The 24,873-nt window shown below is 67.0% G+C and carries 19 protein-coding genes; 4 read left to right on the forward strand and 15 right to left on the reverse strand.

The genetic code is table 11. The features are described 5' to 3' along the window. Window positions 1–66: 66 nt before the first annotated feature. From AB4Z00_RS02895 to tsaD, 3 genes are read right to left on the reverse strand one after another with little or no spacing between them, the layout of a single operon-like run. Complete coding sequence (locus tag AB4Z00_RS02895) at window positions 67–1,590, reverse strand: lipopolysaccharide biosynthesis protein (protein ID WP_243654366.1); 1,524 nt, start codon at window positions 1,588–1,590, stop codon at window positions 67–69. After that, window positions 1,587–2,603, reverse strand: a complete 1,017-nt coding sequence (locus AB4Z00_RS02900) for an NAD(P)H-dependent glycerol-3-phosphate dehydrogenase (protein WP_442044896.1) — start codon at window positions 2,601–2,603, stop codon at window positions 1,587–1,589. Before AB4Z00_RS02900 ends, AB4Z00_RS02895 begins: the two co-directional genes overlap by 4 nt. Then, a complete protein-coding gene (gene tsaD / locus AB4Z00_RS02905; RefSeq protein ID WP_134093945.1) occupies window positions 2,600–3,634 on the reverse strand; it encodes a tRNA (adenosine(37)-N6)-threonylcarbamoyltransferase complex transferase subunit TsaD in 1,035 nt (344 codons plus the stop codon). Before tsaD ends, AB4Z00_RS02900 begins: the two co-directional genes overlap by 4 nt. Before the next feature lie 60 nt (window positions 3,635–3,694). Here tsaD and hemC point away from each other — a divergent pair, with 60 nt between their 5' ends. From hemC to AB4Z00_RS02920, 3 genes are read left to right on the forward strand one after another with little or no spacing between them, the layout of a single operon-like run. Continuing rightward, entirely contained in the window at window positions 3,695–4,639 is a 945-nt protein-coding gene (gene hemC / locus AB4Z00_RS02910; protein WP_442044897.1) for a hydroxymethylbilane synthase, read from the forward strand. A 7-nt stretch (window positions 4,640–4,646) separates the two neighbouring features. Beyond that, window positions 4,647–5,354 (forward strand): uroporphyrinogen-III synthase, encoded by a 708-nt coding sequence (locus AB4Z00_RS02915; protein WP_442044898.1) that lies wholly within the window; start codon window positions 4,647–4,649, stop codon window positions 5,352–5,354. A gap of 19 nt (window positions 5,355–5,373) precedes the next feature. Further along, complete coding sequence (locus AB4Z00_RS02920; RefSeq protein ID WP_132268343.1) at window positions 5,374–6,324, forward strand: hypothetical protein; 951 nt, start codon at window positions 5,374–5,376, stop codon at window positions 6,322–6,324. A gap of 183 nt (window positions 6,325–6,507) precedes the next feature. Here AB4Z00_RS02920 and AB4Z00_RS02925 read toward each other — a convergent pair whose 3' ends face one another. Next, window positions 6,508–7,752: an FAD-dependent monooxygenase gene (locus tag AB4Z00_RS02925; protein WP_132268341.1), complete on the reverse strand. Its 1,245-nt coding sequence runs from the start codon at window positions 7,750–7,752 to the stop codon at window positions 6,508–6,510. Next, window positions 7,749–9,440: an alkaline phosphatase family protein gene (locus AB4Z00_RS02930; RefSeq protein WP_442044899.1), complete on the reverse strand. Its 1,692-nt coding sequence runs from the start codon at window positions 9,438–9,440 to the stop codon at window positions 7,749–7,751. The genes AB4Z00_RS02925 and AB4Z00_RS02930 overlap by 4 nt, the downstream gene beginning before the upstream one ends. Before the next feature lie 97 nt (window positions 9,441–9,537). Between AB4Z00_RS02930 and AB4Z00_RS02935 the strand changes: the two genes are divergently transcribed. After that, window positions 9,538–11,628: a protein-disulfide reductase DsbD family protein gene (locus tag AB4Z00_RS02935; RefSeq protein WP_442044900.1), complete on the forward strand. Its 2,091-nt coding sequence runs from the start codon at window positions 9,538–9,540 to the stop codon at window positions 11,626–11,628. A 21-nt stretch (window positions 11,629–11,649) separates the two neighbouring features. Here the strand turns inward: AB4Z00_RS02935 and AB4Z00_RS02940 are convergent, their stop codons facing one another. From AB4Z00_RS02940 to araD1, 10 genes are all read right to left on the reverse strand, one after another. Continuing rightward, the gene (locus AB4Z00_RS02940; protein WP_442044901.1) at window positions 11,650–11,805 is read right to left on the reverse strand and encodes a hypothetical protein; all 156 of its coding nucleotides are present in this window, start codon (window positions 11,803–11,805) and stop codon (window positions 11,650–11,652) included. 129 nt (window positions 11,806–11,934) lie between these two features. Next, window positions 11,935–13,902, reverse strand: coding sequence for an MGH1-like glycoside hydrolase domain-containing protein (locus AB4Z00_RS02945; protein WP_442044902.1), 1,968 nt, complete (start codon window positions 13,900–13,902; stop codon window positions 11,935–11,937). Window positions 13,903–14,190: 288 nt separating this feature from the next. Continuing rightward, on the reverse strand, window positions 14,191–17,019 hold the full coding sequence (locus AB4Z00_RS02950) for a TonB-dependent receptor (RefSeq protein WP_134093939.1): 2,829 nt from the start codon (window positions 17,017–17,019) through the stop codon (window positions 14,191–14,193). A gap of 193 nt (window positions 17,020–17,212) precedes the next feature. Further along, the gene (locus tag AB4Z00_RS02955; RefSeq protein WP_134093938.1) at window positions 17,213–18,643 is read right to left on the reverse strand and encodes a glycoside hydrolase family 43 protein; all 1,431 of its coding nucleotides are present in this window, start codon (window positions 18,641–18,643) and stop codon (window positions 17,213–17,215) included. 102 nt (window positions 18,644–18,745) lie between these two features. Next, window positions 18,746–19,771 (reverse strand): arabinan endo-1,5-alpha-L-arabinosidase, encoded by a 1,026-nt coding sequence (locus AB4Z00_RS02960; RefSeq protein ID WP_442044903.1) that lies wholly within the window; start codon window positions 19,769–19,771, stop codon window positions 18,746–18,748. A 20-nt stretch (window positions 19,772–19,791) separates the two neighbouring features. Continuing rightward, window positions 19,792–20,424, reverse strand: coding sequence for a 2-dehydro-3-deoxy-6-phosphogalactonate aldolase (locus tag AB4Z00_RS02965; protein ID WP_442044904.1), 633 nt, complete (start codon window positions 20,422–20,424; stop codon window positions 19,792–19,794). Next, a complete protein-coding gene (locus AB4Z00_RS02970; RefSeq protein WP_442044905.1) occupies window positions 20,421–21,332 on the reverse strand; it encodes a 2-dehydro-3-deoxygalactonokinase in 912 nt (303 codons plus the stop codon). The genes AB4Z00_RS02965 and AB4Z00_RS02970 overlap by 4 nt, the downstream gene beginning before the upstream one ends. Then, window positions 21,329–22,894, reverse strand: coding sequence for an alpha-N-arabinofuranosidase (locus AB4Z00_RS02975; RefSeq protein ID WP_442044906.1), 1,566 nt, complete (start codon window positions 22,892–22,894; stop codon window positions 21,329–21,331). The genes AB4Z00_RS02970 and AB4Z00_RS02975 overlap by 4 nt, the downstream gene beginning before the upstream one ends. Window positions 22,895–22,917: 23 nt before the next feature. Further along, window positions 22,918–23,844: a Gfo/Idh/MocA family protein gene (locus AB4Z00_RS02980; RefSeq protein ID WP_132268321.1), complete on the reverse strand. Its 927-nt coding sequence runs from the start codon at window positions 23,842–23,844 to the stop codon at window positions 22,918–22,920. 3 nt (window positions 23,845–23,847) lie between these two features. Continuing rightward, on the reverse strand, window positions 23,848–24,852 hold the full coding sequence (araD1, locus tag AB4Z00_RS02985) for an AraD1 family protein (RefSeq protein ID WP_132268320.1): 1,005 nt from the start codon (window positions 24,850–24,852) through the stop codon (window positions 23,848–23,850). Between the last annotated feature and the right edge of the window lie 21 nt (window positions 24,853–24,873).

A 24,873-nucleotide genomic window follows, 5' to 3' on the forward strand; every position in this document is an offset into this window, starting at 1 on the left:
TCGAACGCGGCGGAAACGCCTCTCGGGCCGAAAAGACACGAAAATCCAGGAAAATGCCGCAGACCGTCACGCCGTCTTGGTTTTCTGGAACAGCTTTCGGTCTTCCGGGCCGAACGCCTTCTTCCAGATCACCAGGAAGTAGGAGCCCAGGATGGCCGGAATGCCGAAGGCCAGTTCCGCCCACTCCGGCAGGAACTGCGTGGCCAGATAGCCCAGCACCACCGCCGGCGCCGCCGCCCAGACCAGCGCCCAGCGCCAGTTGTTGATCGGTTCCTTCAGGAAATCCGCCAGCATCTTCGACTTGACCAGCGACGCGAAGCCCAGCGCCAGCATCAGTGCCGCCGCGGCCGTGGCCGCCTGGAACAGCGAGTTGTAGCCCAGCTTCTGCATGGCCAGAATGCCGCCCAGGGTCAGCACCGCCTGCAGGGCGATGGTCAGGACCGAGACGACGAGGTTGCGCATGCGGGCGACGTAGACGAGCGCGGCCTCGCTCACCACTGCGGTCGCCGCCACCACTTCGGCAGCCAGCAGGAACACCAGCGCGCCCGTGCCGCCCACGAATTCGCGGCCGACCAGGCCCATCACGCCCTCACCCGGTATGCCCAGCGCCAGGGCAATGCCCGCCTGCGCCGCCGTGATCCAGAAACCGACCTGGCAGACCTGCCGCGCGATCGCGGCGTAGTCCTTTTCCTTCAGGTTGCGGGTGATGACCGGTCCCAGCACCGGCTCGAAGCTGGTCTTCAGCTTTTGCGGCAGGCTGGCGACCTGCTGCGCCGCATAATAGACGCCCACCGCCGCGGCGGGCGCCAGGAAGCCGAGCAGGAAGAGGTCCACGCGGCGCGTGCCCCATTCGATCGTGTCGGCAAGCGCGATCGGCAGCGATCGCACGGCCAGCTTCTGCATCTGGCGCGGGCGCGGGCGCCAGCCCTGCGGCAGGCCATATTCGCGGAAGAAGGGAATGAAGGCCATCACCGCCGCCGCGAAGATCGAGCCGATATAGGCGATGGACAGGCCGCTTTCCGGCGCGATCCAGATCATCGCGCCTGCCAGGATCGAGATGACCCAGGGCTCGACGATGGCGCGCGACCACACGGTGGGCGTCACCCGCAGGCGGTAGGCCAGCGCCGCCAGCCAGATCTCGGTCATGGTCAGCGGCAGGATGGCGATCACCATCAGCCGGTCGATCTGGGTATAGTGCCCGCCCGGGAACATCGGCGCCGGCACCAGCCAGAAGAACAGCGATGCCGCGCAAGAGGCGATCACCGCGATGATCATGCCGTCCGCGATCACATTGGCCGGATGGACCTGCCCCTCGGTATCGGAAAGGCGCTGCGCCAGGCCGCGCTTCTCGCCCATGGTGCAGATCATCGAGGTCAGCTCGATCACCACCAGCGCCGAGGCGAAACGTCCCAGCGCCGCCGGACCGTAGACCGAGGCGCGACCGGCGATGAACAGGAAGGGGATGCGCGCGGCAAGGCGCAGGAAGAATCCGAAGAGATTGGTCCGGCCGCCCTTGGCGAGCGCGGCAATATCGTCGTGTTCCTTGCTTGCCTGTTCCGCCGCGGTGCGGGTCACGATACCGTCGGTCAAGAAAGCGGCTCCTGCTCGGCGCGAAGCGGACGGGCGAGGATCTGCACCACCACGTCGCTGGCCGGGGCCTTGCCTTCCAGCAGGCGGCACACGGCTTCGGCGATCGGCATCTCGATACCGTCGCGCCGGGCGATGTCGGCCAGCACGGGGGCAGTCGCGGCGCCTTCGGCCACCGAATTCTTGCCGGAAAGCGCCTCGGCCGCGGTCAGCCCCTGTCCGAGCGCAAGGCCCAGCGAGAAATTGCGACTGGAGGTAGAGGAACAAGTCAGCACGAGATCTCCAAGGCCGCAGAGACCCGACAGCGTTTCCGCCCGGGCCCCGCGCGCAAGACCGAAGCGCAGCATTTCCGCGTAGCCGCGCGCGATCAGCGCGGCACGGGCGTTCTGGCCGAGCTTCAGGCCTTCGACGACGCCGCAGGCAATCGCCAGCACGTTCTTCACCGCGCCGCCGATTTCAGCGCCGATGACATCGTCGGAATAGTAAGGACGCAGCGCCGGCCGCGCGATGACGGGCGAAAGGCGCTGCCACTGCGCCTGCCCGCCCGAACAGGCGAGCGTGACCGCGGTGGGCAGGCCGGCCGCCACTTCATGCGCGAAAGTCGGGCCGGACAGCACGGCGATGGGGGAGCCGGGCACTGCCTGCGCGGCAACGTCGGCCATGAGGCGGCCGCTGCCTGCCTCGATGCCCTTGGCACAAAGCACGAGATCACCGGAAAAGCCCAGGGCGGGAAGCTGCGAGAGCACGCCGCCCAGGAACTGCGCCGGCACGACCGCCAGCAGCACCGGCAGCGCCGCCAGTTCGGCAAGGTCCGAAGTGGCCCGGACGCTGTCGGCCAATGCCGCGCCCGGCAGATAGAGGTCGTTGAGCCGCTCCGCATTGATGCGCGCAGTCAGTTCCGGCTCGCGCGCCCAGAGCAGCACGTCGCTGCCGTCCCCAGCCAGGGACTGCGCCAGCGCGGTACCCCAGGCGCCCGCGCCGATCACGCCGACGCGCGTCTTTTCGAAGCCGCTCATGCCTTCACTCCGGCGCCGCGCACGGTTTCCGCATCCGGGTCGAGCGGCCAGCGCGGGCGCGCGGCAACATCGAGCGGGTCGGACTGGCCCATGGCGAAGCGCTCTACGCCCGCCCAGGCGATCATCGCCGCATTGTCGGTGCAGAGGCCGAGCGGCGGGGCCACGAAATCGAGATCGTGCTCGGCCGCCAGCGCTTCGAGCGCGCCGCGAATCGCCTTGTTGGCCGCGACGCCGCCGGCAACGACCAGCGCGTTGAGCGGCCCGACCGAGGCCAGCGCCCGGCGCGTCCGGTCGATCAGGCAATCGATGGCCGCCTGCTGGAACGAAGCGGCGATATCGGCATCGGCATATTGACCGGACTGCTTGGCGCGCATCACCGCGCTCTTGAGCCCGGCGAAGGAGAAGTGCGGTTCCTCCGACCCCTTGAGCGGACGCGGCAGCGGCACCTTCTTCGCGTCGCCCTCCAGCGCCAGTCGTTCCATCGCCGGCCCCCCCGGATAGCCGAGACCGAGCAACTTGGCAGACTTGTCGAAAGCCTCGCCCAGCGCGTCGTCGATGGTGGTGGCGAGGCGGCGGAACCTGCCTACGCCTTCGACCAGCAGGATCTGGCAGTGCCCGCCGGACACCAGCAGCAGGAGGTAGGGATATTCGAGCGCGCCGTCGGCCAGGCGCGGCGAAAGTGCGTGGCCTTCCAGGTGGTTGACCGCGATCAGCGGCTTGCCGGTGGCCATCGCCAGGGCCTTGGCCGTGACGAGCCCGACCATCACCCCGCCGATCAGGCCGGGGCCTGCGGTGGCGGCGATCGCGTCCACGTCGTCAAGCGTCATGCCGGCATCGGCCAGGGTCGCCTCGATCAAGGGCGCGATCCGCTCCGAGTGCGCGCGCGCGGCGATTTCGGGCACGACGCCGCCATAGGGCCGGTGTGCCTCATCCTGCGAGGCGATGCGCTGGGCGAGGATCGTGCGGTCGCTGGTTACCAGTGCCGCCGCCGTCTCGTCGCACGAGCTTTCGATGCCCAGTACCGTACGCATTTCAACTTTCCCTGAACGACCCTTCCACTGGACGACATTGACGGGTAGCACAACCCGCCGATGACGACGCAAACAGACACGCAAAAACATGGCTTCCGCCTCGGTACCCGTCGGTCGCCGCTGGCGATGGCTCAGGCTGAGGAAGCGCGCGACCGGTTGGCCGCGGCACACGGAATCGATCCTGCGCATATAGAGATCGTTGCCGTCACCGCCAGCGGGGATCGCATCCAGGACCGCGCTTTGGCGGAAATAGGCGGCAAGGCCCTGTGGACGAAGGAGCTGGACGCCTGGCTCGCCGCCGGAGAGATCGATTTCGCGGTCCATTCGGCCAAGGATGTCGAGACGATTCGCCCCGCAGCCTTCACCATCGGCGCCATCCTCCCGCGAGAGGATGTACGCGACGTGCTGGTGGGCGCCGAGAGCATCCGCGCGCTGCCGCAAGGCGCGGTGGTGGGCACGAGCGCGCCGCGCCGCGCCGCCCAGCTCCTCCACGCCCGGCCCGACTGCACGGTGGTGACGTTCCGCGGCAATGTCGCCACCCGGCTGGCCAAGCTGGCGGCGGGAGAGGCCGATGCCACCTTCCTGGCCGCCGCCGGGCTCAAGCGCCTGGGCGAAACCGGCACCGGCCATCCCCTTGACGAGGAAGACTGGCTCCCTGCCCCCGCGCAGGCCGCGATCATGATCGAGTGCCGCGCAGACGATGCGCGCACGCTCGGCTTTCTTGCGGCGGTCGACCACGGCGAGAGCCGCGCCTCCGTCCTCGCCGAACGCGCCTTGCTGGCCGGTCTCGGCGGCAATTGCCACAGCCCCATCGCCGTGCTCACCCGGCTTGACGGCGATGGCCTGGCGATGCGGGCGGCGCTCTACAGCCCCGACGGCGCGGAACGGGTGGAGGGTGCGGCCCGATTTGCCATGAACGATCCCGAAGGCCCCGCACGCCTGGCGGCAGACCTGCTGGCCCGCGCGGTTCCCGCCATCGCCGTCCACTTCGCCGGACCGGCCTGACTCCCTCATGAGCGCCCCGCGCCTGCCCGTCATCGTCATCCGCCCCGAGCCGGGCGGGGCGGCGACGGTCGCGGCGGCAGCCCGGCAGGGTCTGGATGCCCGCGGATTTCCGCTGTTCGAGATCGTCCCGCTGACGTGGCATCCGGTCCCGCGCGAAGAGGTCGATGCGATACTGATCGGCAGCGCCAATGCCATGCGGCAGGCCGGACCGGCGCTGGCGGACTATCGCGGCCTGCCCGCCTATGCCGTGGGCGAAACGACGGCCGCAGCCGCGCGGCAGGCCGGATTGGACGTGGTGCGGGTCGCGCGCGGCGGATTGCAGTCGGTCATGGCGCAGCTGGATCCCGGTCACCGCAGGTTGCTGCGCCTGGCCGGGCGCGAGCGGGTGGACCTCGCGCTTCCCGCGCCCTGCACCATGGCCACGCGCGAGGTCTACGCCAGCGAGGCGCTGCCCATGCCCGCCGAACTGGCGCGCCTGCTGCAGGACCCGGCGCTCGTCCTGCTGCATTCGGGCGAAGCCGCCGCGCATTTCGCCTCCGAATGCCGCCGACTTTCACTCCCGCGGACGCGGATCGCGCTTGCCATCATAGGTCCGCGCCTCATCGAGCGGACCGGCGAGGGCTGGGCTGCCGTGCGCTGCGCCGCCGCCGCCAATGACGCGGCGCTGCTGGCCTTGGCCGAAGAGATGTGCCAAGGCTTCCCCTCGGGATCGTAAACTGACAGAACCACACTTGATGCAGGACTTCACCTCGCCGCAGCCTTCTCCAATCTCGCGTCCGCGTTCGCGCGGGGGCCTGTTCTTCGTGGCATTCATCGCTTTCCTGCTGGGCGGGGCGCTCGTCGTCTGGGCCGCGCAGGACGGGCTGCTGGACAAGATCCTGCCGCAGCGCGCCGCAGACCCGGCCGCGCCGCAGCCCGAGACGCAGCCGACGGCAGCCCCGGTGCCTGCCCTGCCGGCCGCCACCGCGCCTGCCTCGCCCGAGCAGCTTTCCTCGCTCAGCTCGGTGGAAGGCCGCCTTGCGCTGATCGAGGACCGCATTTCGCGGATCGATTTCCAGACCGACGCCGCTTCCGGCAATGCCGCCCGCGCCGAAGGGCTGCTGATCGCCTTCGCCGCGCGCCGCATGGTCGATCGCGGGGAACCGCTCAGCTACGTGGCCGACCAGCTCCGCCTGCGCTTCACCAATGCCCAGCCCCGCGCCGTCCAGACGGTGATCGAGTTCTCGAAGAATCCGGTCACCATCGATGAGCTTTCCGCTCGCCTCGAAGCGCTCTCGCCCGAATTGAGCGAAAGCCAGAGCGACGAAAGCCTGTGGCAGAAGGCCCGCCGCGAACTGTCCAGCCTCTTCGTGGTGCGCCGCGAATCCTCGACCCTGCTGACGCCCACGGCCCGCATCGACCGCGCCCGTCTGATGCTCTCGGCCCGCCGCATCGCCAATGCCATCAGCGAAGTCGAGCGCCTGCCCAATGCCCAGGCCGCGCAGACCTGGACCGCCGACGCCCGCCGCTATCAGGACGTGCAGGACGCGCTCAACCTGCTGGAAACCACCGCCATGCTCGAACCGCGCCGCCTCACCGACGCGGAAGGCCAGGCCGTCGACCAGCCCAGCCCGCTGGCGACGCCCGGCGTTCTGCCCACCGACCTGCCTTCGGCGGATGCCTCGGAAGCGGTTCCTTCGGAATAAGGTCTGGATGCGAGGGCGAAAGCTCTCGTGCATCCGGCGCCGGCAAGACCCGTACGGCAAGGACGGCTAACGCTTCTGCACGCCCGTCATCCCGAACCTGTTTCAGGATGACGTGGTTTTTTCGGGCTCGAACCTCTCGCTGCACCCTTCGTCCAAGCGACAGTGCAAGCGGAGGTCCGCTTTCTATGCCTGCAGAAGCTCGGGCAGCTTGCCCGACATGCCCCGCGCCTCGTCCATGAAGAAGCGCTTGAGGCTGGGCAGGCGTTGTACCGCGCCCATCCCGAGACGGCGCGCGGCGCTGGGCAGGCGGCCGGGAATGCCGAACAGGCGGGTCAGCCCATCGGTGACCGACATGACCATGAAGGTATCGAGGCTGCGCCACTTCTCATAGCGCGCCAGCAGCTGGGCGTCGCCCGGCTCCAACCCGAGGCGCATGCCCTCGGTGAGCACTTCCACCAGGGCGCCCACATCGCGCAGGCCGAGGTTGAGGCCCTGCCCGGCGATCGGGTGCATGCCGTGGGCCGCGTCGCCGATCACCGCAAGCCGCTCGTCGATGACGTGACCGGCGTGATGGAAACGCAAGGGATAGCTCATGCGCGGCGCGGACAAGGTGATCTTGCCGAGCACGCCGTGCATGCGGCTTTCCACTTCGTTGAGGAACATGGCATCGGGCATCGCGATGATCCCCGCGGCATCCTTCTCCGCGACCGTCCAGACGAGCGCGCTGCGGTGGCGGCCCTGGTCGTCGTCGAGCAGCGGCAGCAGGGCGAAAGGCCCGGCCGGATAGAAGATTTCCCAGGCCGTGTTGGCGTGGGACTTTTCGTGGAACAGCCCGGTCACCATGGCGCGGTGCTTGTAGTCCCACTTGGCAAGGGCGAAGCGGGCCTCGTCGCGGGTGGGCGACTGGCGGCCCTCGGCGGCGACCAGCAGGCTGGACTTCAGCACGCGGCCGTCTGACAGTTCCACTTCCACCCCGTGCGGGCCGCGATCCCGGCGTACCGCTTCGGTGCGGACGTGCCAGGCGATGTTCTTTTCCTCGCGCGCGGCGGCGAAGAGGGCGAGGCGCAAGTCGCGGTTGGCGAACATGCGGCCCAGCGAGCCTTCCTCGGGCTTGGGCGTGAAGTCGATCCGGCCAGGCTTCATCGAATCGGTGACCGCGATCGAATCGATCGGGCAGCCGAGATTCTTCAGCGCGGGCGCCAGGCCGATATTCGTGAAGAGGTTCCAGCTCGCCGTCGAGATGGCCGAGGCGCGGCCATCCGCGCCCTCGGCGGTCAGGTCGGCCGGGTCGGCCCGGTCGATGACGTGGCTGGTGATACCCGCCCGGGCCGCGGCAAGCGCCAGCGTCATGCCGACGAGGCCGCCGCCCAGGATGATCAGGTCGCGGTATTCCGCCTTTTGGTCTTGCGTCGCTGCAGAGTCGTTCATCGACGGCAGCTATCGGCCTCTCCGGCGTCGATGTCGAGACACCTTCCGTCCCAAGTGCCGGCGGGCGCGGTCAGGCCCACGGTTGCGGCCAGGGTCGGCGCGATGTCCACGGTCTCGACCGGGGTGGGCTGTTCGAAGCCGACCATGCCCTTGCGCCAGAACAGCATCGGCACCCGGCGGTCGTAATCCCAGGGGCTGCCGTGCGAGGCGACCTTGAAGGGCGCGGGCTTGCCCGGCACCACGCCGCGCACGGTCAGCATCTGCACTTCGCCCGAGCGGCCGGGTACGAAGGAGGCGCGGACCTTCTGCTCCATGGTCCAGTCCTGCGGGTTACCCTTGGGCTCGGGCCACTGCATGATCTGGTCCTGCGTGTAGACTGCGGCGATCTGCGGGTTGGTCTTCAGGCGTGCGACGAGCGCGGCCATGACCTTCTGCTTCTGATCGGGCGTCAGTTCGGCCGAGAACCAGACGCTGCCCGCCTCGCCCGCACCGTAGAACAGCGGTCCGTTCTTCACGGTAATGCCGGTTTCCTGCGAAACGACAGCGGCCAGTTCCTTTGCCGAGAGCGCCGGATCGATGCGGGCGGCATCGGGATTGCCGCGCAGCTTCTGCCGCTCGGGCGCATCGAAGCCGCCATGGTCGGCGCTGAGCACGACTTCGTAGTCGATCCCGCGCGCGTCGAGGGCATCGAACAGGGTGGCCAGCGCTTCGTCCAGCACGTTCATCTGGATGCACATTTCCACGCCCTCGGTACCGAAGGCATGGCCGACCTTGTCAGTGGCCGAGAAGCTGACCGAGAGCACGTCGGGCACGGCATCCTTGCCCATGCCCAGTTCGTCGACCATGCGAACGGCCATTTCGGCAGTGGCGGTATCGATGCGCGGGCCGTTGGAGTAGGCATTGAAGTCGCCCGCGGCCAGCGGGAAGCGATAGGTGCCGATAGTGAAGTCCTTGATCGGCGTCGCGCGGTCTACATTGCCGCACCAGCCCGGCACCGGCAGAGCGCCGTCACCCGCGGCAACGCGCCTGGCCATGACCGCGTTCTCGGCTTCGACAGCCTTGGTGATCTTGCGATTCTCGAACGTGGTGAAACCCTTGGGGCCGATCCAGTAGACGGCATCGGTGTCATGCCCGCTCATCATCACGGCGGCACGGTCCTTGGCGGAAACGGCCGCGTTGATGGTCTTCGGGTTGCGCTTCTTCATGAGGTCGCCCAGCGTCGGCGCTTTGAGGTGCGCGGCGCTGACCACCGGCTTGTCCGGCGTCGATTTCGGGTTGGTCTCGTCCTCGACGCAGTAGACTTCCTTCTCGGCGCGGCCGATGCCCGGCATGAACCAGGAATTCGCAGTGATGCCCGTGCGCGAGGGGTGCACGCCGGTCAGCAGTGTGGAGTGGCCGGGGCAGGTCTCGGTGGCGGCATGCGACTGGAAGCCCGAGGCGAAGACAGCGCCTTGCAGCAGCCGGGTGAAGCCCTTGGTGAAGTGCTCGCGGTACTGGGCGAAGAGGTCTGCCGAGAACTGGTCCACCGAAACTGCGACGATCAGCTTCGGCTGACCCTGCGGCGAGACGGCCGAAGGGGCGGCAGAAGGCGCGGGAGCGGCCGGTGCTTCCTGCGCCGTGGCGGGGGCCGAAACGGCCAGAGCCGCGATCAGGGCCAGCGGGGCAAGCGACGAGGAGAGCAGGCGCATCGGGGGTCTTCCTTGAAATGTCGGCACAATCGGCGCAGATGCAGCGATGTCTGGAATGCGCGAATGACGCAAGCGCCGCCCAACGCACGGGAGTTTCATGGAAAAGCGCCGCTATAGCCTGTTTGTGGCACTCATGTGTCAGATGCTGGCGCTCGTACTCATGCCGCTCGCCGCGCGGGCCGCTGCACCGCACATCGCCGCCGAACTGGTGGCGGGTCCTGCCGCCGCGCCCGGCGGCGAAACGACCATCGCCATTCACATGACGCCCGAGAAAGGTTGGCACGGTTACTGGTCCAACCCGGGCGACGCGGGGCTGGGCATGCAGCTCGACTGGACATTGCCGGACGGCGCCCGGACGGGCGCGCCGCGCTATCCGGTGCCGCAGACGCTGGTGGTCTCCGGCCTGATGAACCACGTCTATGAAAGCGACTATGCGGTCCTGGTGCCGTTCACGGTGCCGGCCGGGGCAGCGCCGGGAAGCCGGATTCCCGTGCATGTCCGCGCGCAGTGGCTGGCCTGCACCGAGCAGATCTGCGTGCCCGAACAGGCCGATCTCGCCGTGGAAGTGCCGGTTGCGACAGGGCCTTCCGCCCCGGCCGACCCGCGCTTCGCCGAATGGCAGCGCCGCCTTCCCGCGCCGCTCGATGCTGCCGGAACCTTCAGCCTCGATGACCGCGCGGTGCGCCTGGCCATTCCGCTGCCCGCCGCGACTCCGCTGGAAGGGCCGCATGTCTTCGTGGGCGAGGACAAGCTGATCGATTATGCCGGCGCGCAGCAATTCGCCTGGAAGGGCGACATGCTGATCGTCACCCTGCCCCGCGCCAAGCTCGATGCGCGCGGAACGGACCGGCTGACCGGAGTGCTGCGCCTCAATGCAGCCGGCGACGGCATCGCCTTCTCCGCCGCCCCGGGCACGGTTCCTGTCGGCGGCGTGCCGCTGGCCAGCGACGACGCGGCACCAGAACTGCCGTCCCTGCCGCTGCTGCTGCTGGCCGCGCTGGCGGGCGGACTGCTGCTGAACGTCATGCCCTGCGTCTTCCCGATTCTCAGCCTGAAGGCGCTCAGTCTCGCCCGTGCGGGCGAGAGCGAACAGCATGCCCGGATCGAAGGGCTTGCCTATGCCGCGGGCGTCATCCTCGCCTGCCTGGGTCTTGGCGCCGTGTTGCTAGCCTTGCGCGCAGGGGGCGAACAGGTCGGCTGGGCCTTCCAGCTGCAGGAGCCGCTGGTCGTCGTCGGCCTGCTGTTCCTCTCCGCCGTCATCACGGCCAATCTGCTGGGCCTGTTCGAGTTCACCGTGCCCGGCTTCGCCTCGGGCGGCCCGTCTTCCAGCGGTTCCTCCTCCGGCTCCGCGCGCCCCGGCCATTTCAGGGGCGCTTTCGCGACCGGACTTCTGGCAGCCTTCGTCGCGACGCCCTGCACCGGCCCCTTCATGGCCAGCGCCATGGGCGCAGCGCTGCTGCTGCCGGTGCTGTCCGCGATGACCCTGTTCGCCGCACTCGGCCTCGGCATCGCCCTGCCCTTCCTGGCGGTCGCCTTCATTCCGGCGCTGCGCAGGCGCATGCCCAGGCCGGGCCGCTGGATGGTGACATTCCGCTACTGGATGGCTCTGCCCATGGGCCTGACCGCCTTGGCGCTGGCCTGGCTGACATGGAAAGTCGGCGGAACCGGCTTCGCTCTGGCAGCGTTGGCCGGCCTGCTCTTCGTCCTGGCCGCGCTCTTCGTTGCCGGCCGGGCGCAGCACCGCGGCAAGTCCGCCAGGGCCGCCGCCCTGATCGCCGCGGCCCTCGCGGTGCTGGCGCTCGTCGTGCTGCCGCGCCCTGCCCCGCCCGCGGCGACGTCGGACTCGTTGCTCGCAGCCAGGCCCTTCAGCGAAAAGGCCCTTGCTGAAGCACGCGCCGCCGGCAAACCGGTGTTCGTGTGGATGACCGCCGACTGGTGCCTCACCTGCAAGGTCAACGAGCAGGTCGCCATCGAGCGTGAAGACACCCGCGCCGCATTCGAGAAAGCGGGCGTGGTGGTGCTGCGCGGTGACTGGACCCGGCGCGATCCGGAGATCACGCGCTATCTGACGGCGCAAGGCGCAGCCGGGGTTCCGCTTTACGTCTGGTATGCAGGCGGCGCCGGAAAGGCCGAGCAACTGCCGCAAGTGCTCACGCCCGAACTCCTGGCGGGCAAGGCCGGAGCCTGATTACCGGCACGGGAACGGCCTTCAGCCGGTCTCGTGCTTGGACAGGCCCATGAACAGCACCGCGCAGGCAATGTGTGCGGCGGCGATCCCGGCCAGCCAGCCCGGCATCATCAGGGAAAAGTCGACGAAGCACGAAGCGGCGGCGACGAGCGAAGCGAAGGGATAGCCGTGAGACATGCCCCAAAGGGACGCTCCGACGGTTAATTCCGGCTTGCGCAGGGCAGTTTCTTCCGGGTTAACGAAAGAAATTTCCGGCGGGCTTTCCGGGACTTGCCGTCCTCGTCGGAAACCCCGCCAGAACCGAAATCAGCGCGCGAAAGCCTTGAGTTCCGCAAGCCGGATCGCTTTCCCGCCCGCCGGCGTCATGGCCACGCGAATCCGCTCCGCCGTCACCGGCGTCCAGCTCAGCCGCGTCACGCCGTTCGCCAGCGGCGCGGCAGCTGGCGCCGCCACGACCTGCCAGCGCCCGTCGCGCCACGCCTCGACCCGGACCTTGCGCGGCGCCGCGAACTTTCCGCCGTCCGCAAAGAACGCCAGTTCGGTGGCACCCAGCGTAACTGACTTGCCGAAGTCCACGGCATACCACTGCTCGCTCGCGCCGGCGGCGGAATCCCAGCCATTGGGCAGTTCGGGATAGAACCAGGCGCGGCCGTCGATGCCGTCGTGGAGCTTCTCCGCCTCGGTTCCGGAAGACGCGCTGGCCTTGGGGAAGTTGCCCCGCACAAGCTGCACCGCCAGGTTCGTCTCACGCAGGACCGGCGCGTTGGCCTTGCGCGTGAGCGGCACCTCGATCCGGCCGAGGTCGCCGCGATGCGCGACTTCGGCGCCGTCCACGGCGATGGTCAGCCCCTTGCGGCCATAACGCCTGCCATCCGCGTCCCAGGTCACCGAGACCTCGTGCCCGTGATAGGGCACGCGCTCGATGTGGAACCAGCCCAGCGCCTGGGCGTCGTTCGCCGCCGGAAGGAGCGGGTTCACTTCCAGCACGTCGTCCGCGCGCGGACGGATGCCGACCAGGCCGGTCATCACCAGATCGAGATAGCCGGAATGGAAATAATGATGGCTGCGGTCCAGCCCGACGATCGGCTTGCCGGTCTCGGGGTGATAGTCCTCTTCGAGGTCGAGACGCGCGCTCCGGCCCTCTCCCTGATAGTGCATCTGCGTATATTGGCGCAGCAGGCGCATGTAGTCGCTGCGCGTCACCGGGCCATGCTCGTCGTAGTGATCGAGCAGGTTGGCCATGCCGGTCAGCACTTGCGTCGTCTGATAGGGCCAGATCGGCCCGTTCCACTGGCACTCGGGCGCGGTGCCGAGATAGCGGTACTGCCGCATGTAGTATTCGTAATTCTGTTCGACCGTCCGCATCCCGGCCTTGCCCGCCAGGGACGCGGGATCGAGCAGATGCGCCCAGGCCTGGGAATACTTCGCATCGTCCGGCACCAGGTCGAACATCCAGGGCAGATAGCCCACCAGCTCGCGATTGCGGATCTGGTCCCAGTACTTCACGTGCTCGTTATCGACCTGATAGCGATCGACGAAGTGGCCCAGCTTCGGGCTCCACAAGTCTGCCAGCACGCGCGTGCGCAAGGCCTGGGCGCGGTCGGCATATTCCCTGGCCATGGCCGTGTCGCCCGCCATTTCCGCCATGCGCGACAAGGCGCGGGCATTGGCGAACATGTAACTGTTGACCGAGGGCCGGAAGGAATCGCCGCCCCGGAAGCCGTCCTTGCCGCCCGAGGCGTCGATCGAGGAGACGGTGTACTCGGTGGCATCGAGCAGCGGCTCGACGAAATAGAGGCCCTTGGTGAAGTCGAACTTCTCGTCCCACAGGCGGTAGATGTGGCGCATCGTCTTGAGGTGGGCCAACACCGCCGCGCGGTCACCGTCGACGAGATAGCGGCCCCAGACCGAGTCCGCCATGTGGTCGGTGAAGTGGCGGTCGTTGCCGCCCTCGTACATGAAATTGACGTAGTCGTCGGTGAACCGGCGGTCGTTCAGCCAGCGTCCCTCGGCGATGTGGAAGCCGCTGGCATCGTTGAGGCTGGCATAAGGCTCGCGCTGCCAATCCACGTCGTCGGCGAATTCGGTGGTGACGTAGCCCTGCGCGCCCAGGTCGCGCTGGTGGGCCCGGAACAGGCCCCAGCGATAGTAATAGACAGCGTCGATCTTGGGATCGGCGCTTTCGAAGAAGGGAATGCGCTGCTCGTACCAGGCGGCATCGTTGCCGAAGCGGGCCTTGGCGATGGCAGCGGCGTCGAGCTTCGGGGAAGCCACCGGAGCCACGGAAGCGCCGAGACGGGAATTACCGGCAGCAGCAGCAGAAGCTTGGGAAGATGCGGCGGGCGGCGGGCTGGCCCCGCACGCAAGAAATGCCGCGGTGGCGAGGATCGTCCGGAAGTTTCCGCGCATCGTTACCCCTTCATGGTCTGGCGAGCGTCAGCAGGTGCCGAAAATAATAAGGCGGCCGTCCTCCGGGCCTGGTTGGGAGAGGAGCCCGGAGGAACGGCCGCCCATGGCGGACCGCGACGCGGAATGGCGTGCGCCGCGGCCTGCCTTGTCAGGTTAGAACTTGAAGCGAACGCCCGCTGCGAACGTACGGTCGATCAGCAGCGTGCTCGAGTTCATCGTCGTCGGACCGCCGGCATCTTCGAACTTGTAGTAGTTCTGCTGCTTCGCCTTGGTGATGTTCACCGCGTCGAAGGTCAGGCCGATGTCCTTGGTGATGTTGTAGGTGAGCTGGAAGTCCAGGCTCTTCTCAGGCTTGCGCCAGAACCCGATCGGGTTGGCGAAGGCACGCGCCTCGTTGCTCTGGAGGAAGCCCTTGCGCCACACGTACGACAGACGTGCACCGATCGGACCGCGCTCGTAAGCCAGCGTTGCGTTATACGAGAACTTCGAAACCGCGAAGAATGCCGACTTGGTCAGGACAGTGTTGCCCGCTGCGTCGGTTTCGGGGATCGTCTGTTCCGAGTCCAGGATGGTCGCGCTGCCCTGGAAGCCCAGACCGTCGAGGATGCTGGGCAGGTACGTCGGGAAATAGGTCAGCCCGATTTCCACGCCCTTCAGCACGCCGTCGGAAGCATTCGTCGGTCGGGTGACCTGGAAGTAATCCGTGGCGGTGCTGCCAACGATCGTATTGTTCGGAATGTATTCAAGCGTGGTGAGCGGAACGACGAGGCCCTGGATTTCGCGGCGGAAACCGGTCACGTAGATCGCGCTGTTGCGTTCGAAGTACCATTCCAGCGCAAGGTCGTAGTTCTTCGAGGTCGTGGCCCGGAGAGCCGCGTTGCCGGCCGAACCCGTGCCGAAGCCCAGGCCCGACAGGTCACCCGTGAGGCTGACGTTCGGATTGAGATCACCGAATGCCGGACGACGCAGGGTTTCACCGTAGTTGAAGCGCAGACGCAGGGTAGGCGTGATCTCGTAGCGGGCAGTGAAGCTCGGCAGGAACTTCGTCTGTCCGGTCGAAACGCCGGTACGCGCAAAGCCATTGTAGCGATCAAAGTAATTATAGTCGGTATCGACCGTAACCAGACGGACACCGCCTTCGACCAGCAGCGGGCGACCGAAGATCTCCACCTCGCCGTCCGCCAGCAGGTATGCTGAGAGCGTGACTTCGTTGATGTCGAAGACGCGACCGAAGGTCATCTGGTCGGACAGCAGCAGGTTCGGGTTCACCGCCTGGTACATCGAGCGAATGGCATCGGCGTTCTTGTAGAGCGCAGCGCCATTGCCCAGCACCCAGCTGGTGGGAACATCGGCGCGGCCGTCGAAGAATCCGCTGTTCGTGAAGATGTAATCGTCGCCCAGCGAAGCCAGCGTACCGCCCAGGGCGCCGGCGCTCTGTTCGCGCACGAAAGTGCTGGCCTTGCGGTTATCGTAACGGAAGCCCGCCTTGACGCGCCGCAGGAAGCCCTCATCCCAGTCGTAGTGACCGTCGAGCAGGAAGGTCCAGGAGTTGCCGGTGCTCTTGTTGCCGTTGTCGAAGAGATCCCCAACGGTCCAAGCGTTAGGATCGGTCAGAACTTCCGGCGTACCGAAGCTGTAGGACGGGATACCGCCGCCGGCGTTGAAGTCCACGTCGAGATCCAGAGGACCGCGATTGGTGCGCATGGCAAAGAACGAGGTTTCGTTCTTGCTGTCCTGGTAGGTCAGGTCAGCCGTGATCTTGCCGCGATCGCCGACATCCCAATCGGCATTCAACGAATAGACGTAGCTGTCGGTCTTGTTGGTGGCGTAGTCAGCGCTGTTGAAGCCCGCGACGCTGCCAACCCGGCGCGACTTGACGATGTTGGTGCCATCGTAAAGTTCGAAGGTCGAACCCGGATTGTCGCCAAGGTCACCCCACCAGTCAGCATAGCTGAACATCAGCGAGTTGGAAGTGTTACCCCGGAATCCGGAGTAATAGAATTCCGCAGTATAGACCGAGCGATCGTTGGGCGCCCACTGCAGTGCCGCGTTGATCGACGGACGCTCGCGCTTGCCGTAAAGATCGGAGCTGATGACAGCGTCACGCGACAGATAGTAGGGCACGTCGACGCCATCGATGTTCAGCGTCGAACCCGGCGTGGTGGGCAGGCCGGCGTTGAGACCCGGCGTCCAGTAGGGGTTTGCCGGATCAGTATTCGGGAAAATCCGCTGAAGCGGCGTAAGGAACGTGCCCGAAGGCGGATTCTCGGTCGCGAACGGCACCAGCGCACCGGCCTGCACGTTCATGTTGCGATACTTGGAGCGCGTATAGCTGCCGTTGATAAGGAAGCCGATTTCGCCGATGCCGGTTTCCCAGCGATCGCTGACGAGCAGAGCCACGTTCGGATTGAACTCGTCCGCCAGCTCGCTGTAGATGCCGCGCGCAAGGCCGGAGACGGTGAAGCCGTCGAAATCGAACGGACGACGCGTTGCCACGTCGATCTGGCCGGCAAGGCCGAACTCCAGCTGATCTGCCGAGCGGGTCTTGTAGACGTCGATCTTCTTGACGAGGTTGGCGGAGACGTCCTGAAGCGCAAACGAAGTGCCCGCGGCAGTGAAGATGTTGCGGCCGTTCCAGGTGGTAACCGGATCGGACAGACCACGAATGGTGATCGTGGCGGTTTCGCCGCCGGCACGGTCGGTGACCTGAATGCCGGTGACGCGCTGGAGCGCTTCGACCACGTTGTTGTCGGGCAGCTTGCCGACGTCTTCAGCCACGATCGAGTCAACGATCTGGATGTTGTCCTTGCGGCTGTTGATGGCGCCGACGATCGATGCGCGGACGCCGGTGACGATGATGTCTTCGGCGGTGGCATCGGAATTGTCAGCCGACTGCGGCGCGACATCCTGGGCCTGGGCGACGGTGGCGAGGCTCAGAGCGAAAACGGATGCTGTGCAGAAAGCGAATGGCTTCAAGGCCATGGATCAACCCTCCCATTGGGGCTGGCCCATACCATGCCCCTTCAATTACTCGGACTAATTATTAGTCTGACTAATGCGTTGCAAGCGGAAATGCGGGAGGGCCGTCAAAAAGCTCGGAGAGGTGTGGCAGAATGGTCGCAGACCCGCCCGGAACCTGCTGTTTCCGGGCGGGATTGTGTGTTTTCTTGTCTGATTAACCGGCAATCCAGCTCGTTGCCGGGTCTTTCTTGTCGGTCAGCTTCACGGTGTCGCCGGCGAAGGCGAGCGCCTTTGACGAATCGGACTTGGACACGAAGCGAACGGTGCCCTTCGCTTCGCCCGCCTCGCGCAGGAACAGGTCCGCGCTGCCGAGCGGGGCCAGGGTAACGGTGCCGTCCTGGCCGGCCTTGAAGCCGTGGTCGCGCAGGAGGATCGGCGAGAGCTGGACGGCGCCGTCGGCACCGGCAATCTCGCGGAACTGGGTCTGCGGCAGCGGCGCATTGGCGGCGAGGGCCAGTTTGGTGCCGTCATGGCTGAGCATCACGTCGCGGCGCACCGCAGGCGTGAAGCGTTCGGGCAGAGCGCCGTTGCCGACCGGCACGCCGAAGTCCGGCGCGCCCTTGGCATCGTAGTAGATGCGCTGGACGCGGGTGTGGCGATCGGGGTTGAGCAGCGGGTCGCCCTCGATCTTCTCGTAGTCGCGGCCGTGGTAGACGAGGATGTCGTTGCCGTGCTCGTCCACCGTGAAGCTGTTGTGGCCGGGGCCGTAGACCGAGGTTTCCACGTTGGTCGCAAAGACCGGCTTCTGCGACTTGGTCCAGGCCTTGGGGTCCATGAGGTTCGCGTTCTCGTCGATCGTCAGCATGCCGAGGCAATAGACGGCGCCGGTGCCGCTGGCCGAGTAGGTCATGAACAGGCGGCCGTTCTTGACGAGCACTGCCGGGGCCTCTGCCACCTTGTAGGCGCGGGTTTCCCAGTCGAGCGTCGGCACGGTGAGGCGCACGGGCTCGGCCGAGAGGGTCAGCGCGTCCTTCATCGGCGCGAGGTAGAGGTTCGAATTGGTGTCGATGCCCTCTTCGCGCTGGGCCCATGCGAAGTAGCGCTGGCCCTTGTGCACGAAGCTGGTGGAATCGAGGTTGAAGCTGTCCCACGGCATCTTGAATTCGCCCAGGACCGACCACTTGCCGGTCATCGGGTCGGACCCGTCGCAGACGATGGCGTAAGTGCGGATGCGGAACACGTCCTCGCCGCCGCCGCTCGGGCCCGCAGCGAAGTACATGACCCACTTGCCGTCGACGAGGTGCAATTCGGGCGCCCAGAGGAAGCCGGACATCGGGCCGGTCTTTTCATGGCGCCAGAGCACGCGTTCCTCGGCCGTGGCGAGGCCGGCCAGCGTCTTCGAGCGGCGCAGGATCAGGCGGTCGTACTCGGGGACCGAGCCGGTGAGGTAGTAGTTGCCGTCCTCATGCCGGAAGACCTGCGAATCCGCGCGGTTCTTCACCAGCGGATTGATCGGGCCCTTGAGCGGGTCGGTGACGGCGGCCTTGTCATCGCCGCCGAGGGCGCTGTCGCCAGCCTTGGAACAGGCGATGGGCAGAAGGGCGGCGCTGGCCGCGAAGGTGCGGCGCGAAAGGGAAAAGTTCATGTCATCCTCTCCGAGATTCTTGATTCGTGGCGCTGGTCACTCTGTCCGGCGATAGGAAAAAAGGGCACCCCGGTCGGGGGACCGGGGTGCCGTCAGGTGGGTTCAGTATTGGGCGACGGGCCACCCGTCCGCATCCCAGCGGAGCGGCGCGATGCGCAAGGTGGGAGCCCCGTTCGCCTGCTTGTCGTAGGCGTGGTATACGACGTAAGTGGTGCCGTCCTTGTCCGTGAAGGCGCCGGCATGGCCGGGGCCGCGGAAACGCTGCTGTTCTTCCAGGTCGGCGCGCAGGAAAATGGTGCCGCGGCCTTCCATCATCGAACTGCCGTCCTTGCCGAGGTAAGGCCCGGTGATCTTCTTCGAGCGGCCGACCACGGTGTAATAGGTGCTGTTCACGCCCTTGCAGCAGTAATCGTAGCTGGCGAGCAGGTAGTAGAAGCCACCGTGCGGGATGATGAACGGCGCTTCCACCGGCGCCGGGCCGCCGGCAGGGGCAAGCCGGCGCGCGATCGAATAAGGCTCGGTGCCGGGAGCGACCTTGCCGGTCTTCGGATCGAGCGGGAAGAGCTTCAGCCCGGTCCAGAAGCTGCCGAGCGAGAGCCACTGACGGCCCTGCGCATCCTCGACGAAGTTGGGGTCGATGGCGTTGAAGTCGTCCTCATGCGTGGACATGACGACGAGGCCCTGGTCCTTCCAGCCGTAGCCCTTGGCCTTGGGATCGAGCGTCTTGCTCGTGGCGAGGCCGATGGCGGAACGGTTGGAACCGAAGGTCGAAACCGAATAGTAGAGCCGGTATTCGCCGTTCACATAGGAGATGTCCGGCGCCCAGATGCCTTCGGTGCCGGGGATCGCCTGCTTCGCCCAGGCCGGGATCTCGGCGAAGACCGAACCGGCGTCCTTCCAGGTCTTGAGATCCTTCGAGGTCTTGATGCCGATGTAGCGGCCCACGGTGCTGAAGACGTAGTAAGTATCGCCTTCCCGGATGATGACCGGATCGTGCACCGTGAGGTCGCCGGTAAGCTGGGAATTGAGCGTGCCCGCTCCCTTCTCGCCGACCTGCACTTGCGCATCGGCCGCACCGGAGGCGGCCAGCACGGCAAGACTGGCGGCAGCGAGGAATTTCCTGAACACGTTAACTCTCCAAATCTGTCTTATGCTGCGCAGGCGTTCCATGCAGCGACGATCTCGGCGGCCTTGGCCCCGACGGTCGCGGCATCGAAGCCGGGCTTGTAGAGGCTGCCGCCCACGCCGATGCCGAACACGCCGGCCGCGCGGTATTCCGCGACATTGGCAGCGCCCACGCCGCCCACGGCCCAGACGCGGCTGGTCTTGGGCAGGACTTCGCGGATCGCCTTGATGTAGCTGCTGCCCAGCACCGAGCCGGGGAACAGCTTGAGGTCGCTGGCACCGGCCGCGACAGCGGCGAAAGCCTCGGTCGGGGTCAGGAAGCCGGGGAGCACGTCCATGCCGAGTTCGATCGCGCGCTTGATGACGGCGGGATCGACATTGGGCGAAACCATGAAAGTGCCGCCGACGCCCGCGAGCGTCTCGGCCAGATCGGTGCCGATCACGGTGCCGCCGCCGATCGCGGCGCGGTCTCCCAGAGCCTCGGCCATGGCGCCGATCGAGCCGGCCGGGTCGGGCGAGTTGAACGGCACTTCGATGATCCGCACGCCGGCTTCGACCAGCGCGGTGCCGATCTCGACCGCTTCGTGAGTCTGGATGCCGCGCAGGATCGCGACGACCGGGGCAGCGCCTTCTGCCAGAACCTGTTCGATCTTCATGCTCTCAATTCCTTTGCGATACGCAGGCCGGCGAGAACCGCCGCGTCGCCGTCGATGCGGCGGGCGGTGCAGCCGATCCCTTCCAGCGCACGGTCATAGAGCGCCGACAGCGCCGGGTCGCCTATCAAGATCACCGAAGTGCCCGGCTGCACACGCGCCGCAACTTCGCCGCCGATCAGCAGGCCGGAAATGTACCCGCGCGACCAGTCCTTCGAGCGGCCGTCGAGCATCCGCGCGCCGCGTGCTTCGAACAGCGCGCCGGTCAGCGGCTCTCCGCAGCGTTCCAGACCGCGCGCGAAGCCTTCGTCGACAGTGCCCTCGCCCGGAGTATCCGGCCCGGTCAGCGTCGACTTGCCCGCCAGCAGGGCGAACAGCTCTCCGGTGGGGTGCGTGCGGAAGCCGGTGATCGTGCCGTCCTTGACCGTGACCCATTTGCAGTGGGTGCCCGGCAGCGCGATCAGGTGCTCGCCCCCGGCCAGTTCCGGGTGAAGCGCGAGGGCGCCGAAGACTTGCGCCTCCTCGCCCCGCATGACTTCCGGCACGCCGTCCGCATGGCAGCTCAGCCCGGGCAGCACCGAAACCGGAACGCCTGCCACTTCAAGCTCCGTGCGCGAGGACAGCCACTTGGCCGCGTCCGCCGGACAGGCCGCATAGCCTGCCGCGACGAGCGCGCCGGGTGCCCCGGCCATGCCGCAAAGCACGACTTCGGCCAGCACAACACTGGACTGCACGACACCGGACTGCTCATTGGCAGCCTTCCAGAGTTCCAGCCTCTCGGCCAGCGCCTCTTGCGCATTGCCTTCGAGCGCGCCCGGCCCATCGAGCCGGGCAACTACGTCCTCGCCGTCAAGGCGGAACAGCCGCAGGCGGGTCGTACCCCAATCGCCGAGGACGTAGTTCACGCTCATTGCAGTTCGAGCACCACGACCGACTTGGCCGGCAGGGTGACGACGAGGTTGCCGCCCTGCACGGTCGCGCCGGAGAAGGCCTCGGGCTTGACCGCGTTCGGAGTGTCGAAGGTGTTGTGCGAATTGATCGCCGGTGCCGTCAGGATACGGCCCGTGACCGCCGAGGCGCTCACACCGTCGAGCTTGATCGTCACCGTGTTCGACTGGTTCGGATCGAGGTTCGACAGGCCGACATGGATCTTGCCGTCCTTCGCCTTCACGGCCGAACCGCTGACGGCGGGCATCGAGAACTCGTCCTTGTGATACCAGGGCGACTTGATCTGGATCGGCAGCACGGTGGCGTCCTGCCACGGCTTGTACATCTCGAAGACGTGGTAGGTGGGCGTGAGCACCATCTTGTTGCCGTCAGTGAAGATCATCGCCTGGAGCACGTTCACCATCTGGGCAATGGCGGTCATGCGCACACGGTCGGCGTGCTTGGCGAAGATGTCCAGGTGGACGGAGGCGATCAGCGCGTCGCGCAGGGTGTTCTGCTGGCGCAGGAAGCCCGGATGCGTGCCCGGATCCTGGGCGTACCACGAACCCCATTCGTCCACGGCCAGGAAGACCCGCTTTTCGGGGTCGTACTTGTCCATGATCGCCGAGTGCTTGGTGATCAGCTCGTCCATGTGGCGCGCGCCGTTCAGCGCATCGGCCCAGCCATGCTCGTCGAAGTCGACGGCAGGCGCACGCGGCGGCCAGCCACCGGCCGGGTGGACGTAGTAGTGCAGCGAAACGCCGTCGAGCTGCGGGGCCGCGACGCGCATCATCGTCTCGGTCCAGTTGTAGTCGTCGACATTGGCGCCGGCGGCGACCTTGAGGATCTTGGTGCCGGCGGGGGCCTTCACGAAAGTGGCATAGCGACGGGTCTCGTCGGCCGCGAATTCGGGCCGCATGTTGCCGCCGCAGCCCCAAAGCTCATTGCCGACGCCGAAGTAGGCGACCTTCCAGGGCTCCTTGTGCCCGTTTTTGGCGCGTTCGTCCGCCAGCGAACCTGCGGGAGAGGTCATGTATTCAACCCACTCGGCCATTTCGCGCGGGGTGCCGTCACCGACGTTGCCGGCGATGTAGGCCTCTGCGCCGATCTGGCGGATCAGTTCGAAGAACTCGTGCGTGCCCACGGTGTTGGGTTCGGTCACGCCGCCCCAATGGGTGTTGATCTTGACCGGGCGCTTGTTCTGCGGGCCGATGCCTTCACGCCAGTTGTACTCGTCGGCGAAGCAGCCGCCGGGCCAGCGGATCACCGGGACCGAAAGGTCCTTGAGCGCGCTGACGACGTCGTTGCGGAAGCCGTTGGTGTTGGGAATCTTGCTGTTCTTGCCGACCCACAGGCCGCCGTAGATCCCGTTGCCGAGGTGCTCGGCGAACTGGGTGAAGACTTCCTTGTGATAGACCGGGCCGGGCTTGGCGGCGTCGATCGTCGCGGTGGTGGCCTGTCCGTCGGTATCGGCGTGAGCCGTGCCTGCGAGCGCGGTGGCGCTCAGCAGGACGGCAGCAGTGGTAAGGCGAAGCGCCTTCAGCATTGTCAGTCCCCTCCCTGGGAAATTCAGTCGTGGAATTCTTCGACGATATCGCGCTTGCCGCGCAGGAAAGCGTCGGCGACGAGGCGCAGCGGCGCGATGTCGACATCGCTGCGACCGCCGCGGATCAGGTTCGCGAAGCGCGAATAGAGACCCGGATATTCGAGGTCTTCATTGTGCTCGGTGCCGCTGGGAAGCGTGAGCACGGCGCCGCCGTGCGAGAGCTTCAGCGTTCCCGCATCGGTCTCGACGATGATGTCCCAGGACTGCGGGCCGGTCTGGCGCCAGTCCAGGTCCATGTGGATCTCGGCCCCGGCCGTGTCGCGGAACTCGATGTCGGCGGCGATCGGCGCGGCGCGGTTGGCGGGCAGGCTGAGCGTCGCTTCCTTCAGGAAGAACGGACGCGGCAGGATGTGCGTGGCGATCGACAGGGCATTGATGCCCGGATCGAACACGCCGAGGCCGCCCGGCTCCCAGATCCAGGCCTGGCCCGGATGCCAGACGCGCACGTCCTCGCGCCAGATGATCTTTGCGCTCAGAATCTTGCGCTCGGCCAGCCAGGCCCGAGCCGGGGCGACGCCCGCGGCGTAGCGGGAGTGCCACGATGCGAAGAGAGTCACGCCCACCTTGTCGGCGCGGCTTTCCAGCGCGGCGACTTCGGCCAGGGTCGCGCCCGGCGGCTTTTCGAGGAAGACGTGCATGCCCTTGGCCAGCGCCTGCGCGGCCAGGTCGTAGCGAACCTGCGGCGGGGTGCAGAGCGCCACGGCGTCGATCGCCGGGCCGTTCTCGATCAGGTCGTCGAGGCTGGAGAAGTGCGGGATGCCTTCAGGGCCGCGATGGTGCGGGCTGACGGTGGCGCCGAGGCTGAAGTTCGGGTTGCCCTCGATCGCGGGGATGTGCTGGTCCCGCGCGATCTTGCCCACGCCGACGATGGCGATGCGGATCGGATCCATGGCTCAGAGCGCCTTCACGGTCGTGGTCGCTTCGGCCGAAGCGGCGGCGCGGGCGAGCGGGTTCGAAACCGGCAGGGTGAAGGGCGCGGCGTCGATCTCGAACACATCGCCTTCCTGCGTGGTCACGCCGTCCGCGAACGACAGGGTGGCGGTGCCGAAGAAGTGGACGTGCACGTCGCCGGCGCGGCGGAACAGGTCGTACTTGAAGTGGTGGTGCTCAAGGTTCGCAAACGTGTGCGACATGTTGCCTTCGCCCGAGAGGAAGGGCTTTTCCCAGATCGTTTCGCCGCCGCGCACGATCTTGCTGGTGCCTTCGATCTTCTCCGGCGGGGTGCCGAGCAGCAGTTCCGGGCCGAGGGCGGCCTGGCGCAGCTTCGAGTGGGCGAGCCACAGGTAGTTGTGACGCTCGGTCACGTGGTCCGAGAACTCGTTGGCGAGCGCGAGGCCGAGGCGGTAGACGTTACCGTCTTCACCGACCAGGTAGATGCCGGCCAGTTCGGGCTCTTCGCCGCCGTCCTTGGCGAAAGCAGGCATGGTCAGCGCTTCGCCGGGGCCGACGAGCAGCTGGCCGTCGCCCTTGTAGAACCATTCCGGCTGCTGGCCTTCGGTGCCGGCGGCGGGCTTGCCGCCTTCGAGGCCTTCCAGGAACATGCGCATGGAATCGGTGACGTGCTCACCCGAGGCGGCAGCCTGGTGCATCTTGTTGCGGCCTTCGGCCGAACCGAGGTGCGTCAGGCCCGTGCCGGTCATCAGCAGGTGGGCGGAATCGTCGTGGTCGATCGGGGTGAGCAGGTTGCCCGCCGCGAATTCGGCCTTGATGTCGACCGCTTCGCCCTGTCCGGCAGCCTTGGCGGCGTCGGCCAGCGTCACGCCTTCGGCGATGGCGCGCGACGCGAGTTCGCGCGTGGTGGTGACGCCCTGAAGGAAGTGGGCGGCATCGCCCTCGGCCAGGATGACGGAGCGCACGCCGTCGGGCGCGCGATGCTGGAGCAGGCGAAGGTAGGTCATGGAGGTCTCTCCCAGGTCCGC

It is taken from the genome of Novosphingobium sp. YAF33 (genome assembly GCF_052113265.1).
GTDB lineage: Bacteria > Pseudomonadota > Alphaproteobacteria > Sphingomonadales > Sphingomonadaceae > Novosphingobium.

Bases quoted from the DNA above. Each gene is read 5' to 3' on its own strand.
- AB4Z00_RS02900 (WP_442044896.1), bottom strand. From the start codon at position 2,603: ATGAGCGGCTTCGAAAAGACGCGCGTCGGCGTGATCGGCGCGGGCGCC.
- tsaD (WP_134093945.1), bottom strand. From the start codon at position 3,634: ATGCGTACGGTACTGGGCATCGAAAGCTCGTGCGACGAGACGGCGGCG.
- hemC (WP_442044897.1), top strand. From the start codon at position 3,695: ATGACGACGCAAACAGACACGCAAAAACATGGCTTCCGCCTCGGTACC.
- AB4Z00_RS02915 (WP_442044898.1), top strand. From the start codon at position 4,647: ATGAGCGCCCCGCGCCTGCCCGTCATCGTCATCCGCCCCGAGCCGGGC.
- AB4Z00_RS02920 (WP_132268343.1), top strand. From the start codon at position 5,374: ATGCAGGACTTCACCTCGCCGCAGCCTTCTCCAATCTCGCGTCCGCGT.
- AB4Z00_RS02925 (WP_132268341.1), bottom strand. From the start codon at position 7,752: ATGAACGACTCTGCAGCGACGCAAGACCAAAAGGCGGAATACCGCGAC.
- AB4Z00_RS02930 (WP_442044899.1), bottom strand. From the start codon at position 9,440: ATGCGCCTGCTCTCCTCGTCGCTTGCCCCGCTGGCCCTGATCGCGGCT.
- AB4Z00_RS02935 (WP_442044900.1), top strand. From the start codon at position 9,538: ATGGAAAAGCGCCGCTATAGCCTGTTTGTGGCACTCATGTGTCAGATG.
- AB4Z00_RS02940 (WP_442044901.1), bottom strand. From the start codon at position 11,805: ATGTCTCACGGCTATCCCTTCGCTTCGCTCGTCGCCGCCGCTTCGTGC.
- AB4Z00_RS02950 (WP_134093939.1), bottom strand. From the start codon at position 17,019: ATGGCCTTGAAGCCATTCGCTTTCTGCACAGCATCCGTTTTCGCTCTG.
- AB4Z00_RS02955 (WP_134093938.1), bottom strand. From the start codon at position 18,643: ATGAACTTTTCCCTTTCGCGCCGCACCTTCGCGGCCAGCGCCGCCCTT.
- AB4Z00_RS02965 (WP_442044904.1), bottom strand. From the start codon at position 20,424: ATGAAGATCGAACAGGTTCTGGCAGAAGGCGCTGCCCCGGTCGTCGCG.
- AB4Z00_RS02970 (WP_442044905.1), bottom strand. From the start codon at position 21,332: ATGAGCGTGAACTACGTCCTCGGCGATTGGGGTACGACCCGCCTGCGG.
- AB4Z00_RS02975 (WP_442044906.1), bottom strand. From the start codon at position 22,894: ATGCTGAAGGCGCTTCGCCTTACCACTGCTGCCGTCCTGCTGAGCGCC.
- AB4Z00_RS02980 (WP_132268321.1), bottom strand. From the start codon at position 23,844: ATGGATCCGATCCGCATCGCCATCGTCGGCGTGGGCAAGATCGCGCGG.
- araD1 (WP_132268320.1), bottom strand. From the start codon at position 24,852: ATGACCTACCTTCGCCTGCTCCAGCATCGCGCGCCCGACGGCGTGCGC.